This window comes from Erysipelothrix sp. strain 2 (EsS2-6-Brazil) (genome assembly GCF_016617625.1).
Lineage (GTDB): Bacteria > Bacillota_I > Bacilli_A > Erysipelotrichales > Erysipelotrichaceae > Erysipelothrix > Erysipelothrix piscisicarius.
This window is the reverse complement of record NZ_SBAR01000024.1, coordinates 1-7703: the sequence shown is the minus strand read 5'-3', so window position 1 is coordinate 7703 and position 7703 is coordinate 1. Positions and strand designations below refer to the sequence as shown.

General features: G+C 39.0%; 7 protein-coding genes. 4 read left to right on the top strand and 3 right to left on the bottom strand.

Annotation, left to right across the window (positions count from 1 at the left end):
* Positions 1-153: 153 nt before the first annotated feature.
* Positions 154-600, bottom strand: coding sequence for a hemolytic protein (locus tag EPJ89_RS08605; protein ID WP_200549539.1), 447 nt, complete (start codon positions 598-600; stop codon positions 154-156).
* A gap of 234 nt (positions 601-834) precedes the next feature.
* Between EPJ89_RS08605 and EPJ89_RS08600 the strand changes: the two genes are divergently transcribed.
* From EPJ89_RS08600 to EPJ89_RS08590, 3 genes are read left to right on the top strand one after another with little or no spacing between them, the layout of a single operon-like run.
* Complete coding sequence (locus EPJ89_RS08600; RefSeq protein ID WP_125163670.1) at positions 835-2259, top strand: ABC transporter permease; 1425 nt, start codon at positions 835-837, stop codon at positions 2257-2259.
* Between the two features lie 10 nt (positions 2260-2269).
* Positions 2270-2962 carry an ABC transporter ATP-binding protein gene (locus EPJ89_RS08595; RefSeq protein ID WP_161637423.1) on the top strand — a complete coding sequence of 231 codons (693 nt, stop codon included), beginning with the start codon at positions 2270-2272 and terminating at the stop codon, positions 2960-2962.
* A complete protein-coding gene (locus EPJ89_RS08590) occupies positions 2955-4298 on the top strand; it encodes a PASTA domain-containing protein (protein ID WP_200549537.1) in 1344 nt (447 codons plus the stop codon). Before EPJ89_RS08595 ends, EPJ89_RS08590 begins: the two co-directional genes overlap by 8 nt.
* 40 nt (positions 4299-4338) lie before the next feature.
* Here the strand turns inward: EPJ89_RS08590 and ppdK are convergent, their stop codons facing one another.
* The gene (gene ppdK / locus EPJ89_RS08585; RefSeq protein ID WP_200549535.1) at positions 4339-6933 is read right to left on the bottom strand and encodes a pyruvate, phosphate dikinase; all 2595 of its coding nucleotides are present in this window, start codon (positions 6931-6933) and stop codon (positions 4339-4341) included.
* A gap of 179 nt (positions 6934-7112) precedes the next feature.
* On the opposite strand from ppdK, the gene EPJ89_RS08580 reads away from it, so the two are divergent.
* On the top strand, positions 7113-7559 hold the full coding sequence (locus EPJ89_RS08580; RefSeq protein WP_115355036.1) for a hypothetical protein: 447 nt from the start codon (positions 7113-7115) through the stop codon (positions 7557-7559).
* 54 nt (positions 7560-7613) lie between these two features.
* Here EPJ89_RS08580 and EPJ89_RS08575 read toward each other — a convergent pair.
* Positions 7614-7703: IS3 family transposase (locus EPJ89_RS08575; protein WP_200549437.1), on the bottom strand; the 90-nt coding region annotated here is incomplete at its 5' end.

Here is a 7703-nt window from a genome sequence, read left to right as displayed (position 1 = left end):
TCTTTCATTTTTTTATCTAATTGTTTATACTTCATATGGGAGCTCCTTTTAGTCGGGTGGGCTCCTTTTATTATACAAAAACAACCGCACCTTGGGTGGTGCGGTTGAGATTTGAATTTAGGAAAAAGCACCCGAATCCGGGTGCTTTTTATATTATTTTCCTGAACAGCTGAATGAACCTTCTGATTCAAGAGCTGCTTTAACAGCATCAACGCTTAAGTCTTCTTGATCAAGAATAATTTTTTGACCGGACTTGCTTAGATATGAGAAATATTTCTCTAATTGAGTCCCTTTAGCAACTGCAAGATCAACAGTTGTTTTAACTGTGATTGCGGTATCGGATTTCTCATATTCAAAGGTAACACCATCCGTTACTTTTGATTCAGCAAATTGCTTATACAAGTCATCATAGGTATTCATTTGAGTTGCTTTATCCATTTGGATTACAGTTTCTTCTTCTAAACCAACAACTTCAGAATTTTTCACATCCAACTTAAGTGTACGTTTAATGCCATCAGCTTCTACTGTACAAACGTTCTTATTTTCGGAACATCCAACAAGTACAAGTGAAAATAATACTGCTACAATTATTTTTTTCATTTCCTTCTCCTTTTAACCTTATAAATCATATCATAGATTTAATTTTACGGAATGAAATTTTATTAAAAATCACCATATTTTTGAAAATTTCATACACCAACTTACGGATTGCTGTATCATCCCTTATGGAATATAAATATCTTTTCCACTTATGATATTTTTCTTGCTTTACGGTAATGTAAACGCTATTATAATCTCAGGCGTACTATTGCAAGTAGTACAGTAGGAGGTATCATGAATCATTTTAAAAGAGCCTGGTTGAGTGTCTCACGACGCAAAGGGAAGTCTTTCATTCTTTTAACCGTTGTATTTATTCTCGGTAACTTAATTGCAGGAACATTTGCCATTAAACAAGGCACATCCCGTGTTGAAACTAACCTTAAGGAGAAACTTGGTTATAATGCAACCGTAGCGCTTGACTACGAAGCGTTTGATCGCATTGATTTCGAAACGCTGAAGATTAGCGAATCAACCATTCAAAAATTAGGAAAACTACCTGAGGTCGCATTTTTTGATTATGCGCTAAAGCATGATATTCAATCGCGTTCTCTAAAATCATACCAAATGCCTCATGCGCGAGATCGTGCCGATTCTGAAGAACCGATTCACTATTTCTCATTTCAGGGTGTCGAATATCTTGACCTTCTTGATACAAAAACCGGGCGGATCGAACTCACGTCAGGACGTACCTTTAACGATGATGATTTAAAGTCTGATGTCTATCCAGTCATTCTTTCGGATATTGTGATGACTGAAAACAACATTCGTCTTGATGAAGTCATCGAACTTAAAACGATGCTCCCTAATTATGGTGTTAATGAGAGTGAAGCAGCGCAAAACATAAGCTTTAAAATTAAAGTGGTTGGATCGTTTAAACCGGTCTCGTTTAGTCAAAAATCTGATAATGAAAACTGGGGTCTAGCCTCGATGTATAACCGAATCTACATTCCTAATCATCGTTTACGAACGCTCCGCGCTGAAGAAGCGAAGATTGCGGAAGCACAAGGGATCGATATCCTCGGTAATGACTCAATCTATAATGAAGAAAAATATAACTATAGAGATTCCGTATTTGTAATGGAATCGGAAGCAGATTTAAACGCTTTTACACAACAAGCAAAAGATCTTTTGGAAGATGGCCTCATGGTTCGAACCTCCCAACAATCGTTTGAAATGATTGCAGCACCCATGGCAATGTTGAATGTAATGGCAGACTATACCTTAAAGGGTGCAGCCATTACCACAACCATCGTGCTATCTCTTGTGGTGATTCTCTTTTTAAGAGATCGTAAGCATGAGATGGGTATTTATCTTGCGTTAGGAGATCGCCAATGGGGCGTATTGGGGCAAGTAACCTTGGAAGTTCTCATGATTACACTTATGGGTTTAACCTTGTCGTTTGGAACGGGTTTAATGCTTGCGAATAAGGTTTCTGATGTTCTTATTTCGGATTCTTATATGGATGACGTATTTATTGATACGGAAAGTTCGTATCTCCCTTCAATTAATATGATTGAAGTAAATGAAGATTATCGCATCGAGCTGTCCCCTTCTTATGTCTTGTCTGTCTATCTCTTGGGTGCAGGTGTTGCGGTTGCTTCAAGCATCCTTCCAATGTTTTATGTTACACGCATGAAACCAAAGAAAATCTTAATGTAGGAGCGCGATCATGAAACTATTAGAAACCAAAAACATTAATTATTTTTACCAAGATGGCGATCAACGTCGCTTCATTTTGCGGGATGTGAATACCAGTTTTGAAGCCGGTACCTTTTATGCCATTTTGGGCCAATCCGGGTCTGGAAAAACGACTTTTTTATCCCTACTGAGTGCACTGGATACACCGCGTGAAGGTGCTGTTTATTATAAAGATAAAAACATCTCTGAGATTGGGCTTGCGGAATATCGGCGCAATCAAATTGGGATTATCTTTCAAAGTTATAATCTAATTCCTCATTTAACGGCTGTTGAAAATGTACTTGTAGCCATGAACATCACCACCAATCAAATTCCCGAAGAGACAAAAGAAGTTGCATACAATCTGCTTGATTTTATTGGCATTACCCGAAGTAAGGCCGATCGTCTTGTCACCATGCTTTCTGGAGGAGAACAACAGCGGGTTGCCATCGCGCGTGCCTTATCAACCAATGTGGATGTAATTCTAGCGGATGAGCCTACTGGAAACTTGGACGAAGAAATGGAAGCCGAAATTATTAATATCTTCCAACACCTTGCCCATGATCACCAAAAATGCGTTATTGTTGTGACGCACTCCCAAGAAATCGCAAAGCAAGCAGATAAAATTTTATATCTAAAAAAAGGATCGTTGGAAGAAATTAGTAGAGGTGACTTGCATGAGTAATTTTCTTGATCAATTTAAACCCGGTGTTTATGACCGTCATAAAGTTCATATCGGAACTGAAAAATCAGAGAAAAACGTAATGGAAATGGATGACCTGGAAACCACAACTACCTATCAAGATGAAGAGCGTTTCTATGTTCGTGAAGAAGAAACGGAGCTTGATCCTTCTTATAAAGCAAAAAAACAAAAAAGGACGGTCCTTATCGGAATCGCTGCCGTTCTATCACTCCTGCTTATTGGTTTAATATGGAATAAACAATCACATACACTCATGCCTGATTTTACGGACAAGCAACGTCAAGAAGTCGAAATCTGGGCAAAAAAACATAAAGTAGAAGTTCACTTCAAAGACGAATTCAGTTTAGAGTACGATGAAAATGTTGTCATTTCACAAGAATTTGAACCTAAAACTAAAATCCGAAAAGGCAGCATGGTAAGTGTCGTCATAAGCAAGGGACCCGATCTAGAAGAAGTCGTGACACTCCCTGATTTCGAGAAACTCAGTGGAGCTGAAATCAATGCATGGATTGAAGAACAAAAAATGCGTTACATCCAAGTCGAAAATGTATTCTCCAAAGATGTCGCAAAGGGTCATTTTATTTCGTTTGAAATCAAAGATAAAAACGTCACAAAAGATCATTTCCAACGTAAAAACAAAGCACTCATTAAAATTTCAAATGGCCCCGAACAATACGAAAAAAACATCATCGTTCCAGACTTTAAAAATCGTACAAAGATGGATGTTGAACTTTGGGCAAAAGAAAAAGAATTTGTAAGTACCTTTACGTATGAAGAACAATTTGATGACAAAATCGAAGCGGGCGGTGTGATCTCACAAAGTGTGAGTGCAGCAGAGAAAGTTGCGAAAAATGATGAACTTACCTTCGTAATTTCAAAAGGAAAAGCTGTACGTGTTCCTGATTATTCCTCTTCTGATCTCAATACTTTCGATACAATCAATTCAATGGGTGCCCAAGTAATTCAAAAACAAATTTACACAATGAATTACCCTTACGGAGCATTTGTTGAACAAAATACAGAACCGGGTACGATTTTAAACGATGACCCAGATACTGTTGTGATTGTATACTACTCCATTGGTCAGCCTTATATTAAAGGTCTTGTAGGCTTGACAGAAGGCGATTTACCGGCTTATTTCTATGAATTCAGTGGTAAAGGTGCACACATCACCTATGATGTGACTCGCGTTGCGGAATGTGGTGAAAAAGGAACGGTAGTACGTGCTTCCAAAAACAACCAATTTGTATCCACAACCGACCATATTAATATCTACATCAGTGATGGTACCAAAGCATGTGCCCCACCTGATGCCTAAACAATACAAAAAACACCTCGTTTAAACGAGGTGTTTTCTTTTAGACAGTTTGTGCTGCACTAATGCGTGCAATAGGGACACGATACGGTGAACAGGATACATAATTAAATCCAGCATCTCTGAAGAATTTAACCGAACGTGGATCGCCGCCATGTTCACCACAAATTCCAATCTTTAAGTCTGGCTTAACGCCACGTGCTTTTGCTATCGCTAGTTGAATTAATTGCCCAACACCCTCTTGATCTAATGAAGCGAAAGGATCATTTTGATAAATCCCTTTCTCATAATAATCTTTTAAGAATGTTCCGGCATCATCACGGGAAAAGCCATAGGTCATTTGTGTTAAATCATTCGTTCCAAATGAGAAGAATTCCGCTTCTTCCGCAATCTTATCCGCAAGTAAACATGCACGTGGAAGCTCAATCATGGTACCAATACGATAATGAACTTCTACTCCCGACTTCTCAATTAATGCATCCGCAAGATTTCGTATGCGTCCTGCAAGGAAATTAAACTCATTCACATCCCCAACAAGTGGAATCATGATTTCTGGGTTTACGCGGTGACCTTTTTGATTCACATTAATTGCCGCTTCAATCAATGCTTGAGTTTGCATAAGTGCAATTTCTGGATATGTGATTGCAAGACGGCAGCCACGATGTCCCATCATGGGATTATATTCATGCAAGGATCTCATAACCGTTTTAATTTCTGCAACACCCATGTTCATCGATGCTGCCAACTCCTCAATTTCTTGGGTTGTGGTTGGCATAAACTCATGTAGGGGTGGATCAAGATATCGCACGGTAACACTTCGATTTTCCATTACCATAAAAATTGCTTCGAAATCCTTACGTTGAATGGGTAAGATTTTCGTTAATGCAGCCTCACGTTGTTTAGGGGTTCGACTTAAGATCATCTCACGCATCGCCCGAATACGATCGCGTTCAAAGAACATATGTTCAGTACGAATTAAGCCAATTCCTTTCGCACCAAACTCAATTGCGGTTTGCGCATCAGCAGGCGTATCCGCATTGGTGTAAACATCAATCGAACTCAATGCATCCGCCCAATCAAGAAGTGTTTCAAACTCTTTAGACATCGTCGCTTCTTGTGTTTTAAGTCGGCCATGGTAAACACAACCGGTTCCTCCATCAATTGAGATTTCATCACCGAGATTATAAACTTTACCATCAATCTCACAGGTATTATCCTCATATACGATCACATCACTACATCCTACAATACAGGATTTCCCCATACCACGCGCTACAACCGCCGCATGTGAGGTCATCCCACCACGACTTGTCAGGATACCCTCCGCAAGATGCATCCCCTCAATATCCTCAGGAGACGTCTCTAAACGAACTAAAATTACAGGTTTACCTTTTTGAGTGTATTTAACAGCCGTAAGTGTATCAAAGACAATCATACCGCTTGAGGCTCCAGGTGAAGCCGGTAACCCTTTCGCAATGGGCTCTATAGATTTTAAATTTTCGGTATCAAATTGAGGATGGAGTAATCCATCCAAAATGGATACATCAAGATTGTTTATGGCTTCTTGTTTGGTAATCGTTCCTTCATGAACCATATCATAAGCAATTTTCACAGCAGCTTGAGCCGTACGCTTTCCACTTCGTGTCTGTAACATATAGAGTTTTCCTTTTTCAATCGTAAACTCCATATCTTGCATATCATGATAACGTTTTTCAAGTTTCTCTGCGAGTCGTTCAAATTCATTATATGCTTCTGGCATCGTTTCTTTTAGAGTAGAAATTGGTAAGGGTGTGTGCGTTCCCGCTACCACATCTTCACCTTGCGCATCATAGAGAAATTCACCATAAAGTTCATGTTCTCCCGTTGCGGGATTTCGTGAAAAGGCAACACCTGTAGCACACCCGTCACCACGATTTCCAAAAACCATTTCTTGAATGTTTACAGCGGTTCCCCAATTATCGGGAACATCATGCATTCTGCGATAATACTTCGCTCTTGGATTATTCCAACTTCTAAAGACTGCCTCTACAGCATGAACCAATTGAACTTGAGGAGAATCCGGGAAGGGTTCTCCTACTTCAATTCGATACGTTTCTTTGAGACGTTGGATCAATTCCTTCAAAGCAATAACACTTAAATCATGATCACTGTCCACTCCATATTTATGGACAACTAAAGCAACTTCTCGATCCATCTTCACTTTCTCAATCCCCATAACCACATCCGCATACATCTGAATCAGACGTCGATACGAGTCATAAGCCATCTTTTCATTATCTTTCGCCAATGCTTCAACCACTTGATCGTTTAAACCAAGGTTTAAAACGGTATCCATCATCCCAGGCATGGAAACACGAGCACCACTTCGTACGGAAACAAGCAATGGTTTATCCGTTCCACCAAAAGTCTTACCCGTTAATGATTCCAATTTACTGAGGTTTGCGAAAATTTCATCCAGTATATTTTGTGCGATTGCATGATTTTTTTCATAATAATGGAGACACGCATCCGTACTGATTACAAATCCTTGAGGTACCGGTAACCCCAAATTCGTCATTTCACAGAGGTTTGCACCCTTACCACCTAGGGTTGGACGCATCGCTGCACTTCCTTCAGAAAACATGTAAACATATTGCATATCGAAAAGCCCTCCTTATACACTTTCAATTATACATTGTCCGTTTTATTTTTTGGGTGCACGCCAACAAGGTAGTACCTACAAATTTTAAATCTCACCGTAATTACACAAGGATAGCAATATCCTTAAAGTAACTGTTATAGCTTAGTGATACAATGACTGTAAAGGGGGGCGTGATTATGAAGCGTTTCATAGTTTTTCTAATCTTACTTGGTTCACTTACTGGATGTAATGCGAAAAGCAATCCTGAATCGATGCATGATGGAATTCGTACAGTAAGTCATACCGATTTATGTCTATCAACCATTCAAAGTGAACTGTCTACGGTCAATGAAGGATTTTACTTCATACGCGATACCCAAGACAATGCCTATTTCTATATTTACTCTAAAGCACGTAACTTTGAACAGATGAGTATTTCCAACCAAATGGTTGATAAAGAACCACATGTGATCTTTACGGCAACCACTAAAAATCTTGTTTATCATTATGATGAACCAAAACTCGATGGATTTATGGCCCTAAACGTGAATGAGCGTGTTGGTCAGTTTCGATTTATGGTGGATGGTAATGAGATTTATCCACAAATTATTACTTCCCGCATCCAACTTGATGCGGCACGTTAAAAAAGGAGTTCCATTTGGTGGAGTTGTCAAACAAAAGTAGACATTAATAAAAAACTAGAAACCCTTATCCATTTTATATTGGATAGGGGTTTTGTAATTTAAACAGTAAGCAGGTCTTTTAAAATTAAAATAATGTACATATTC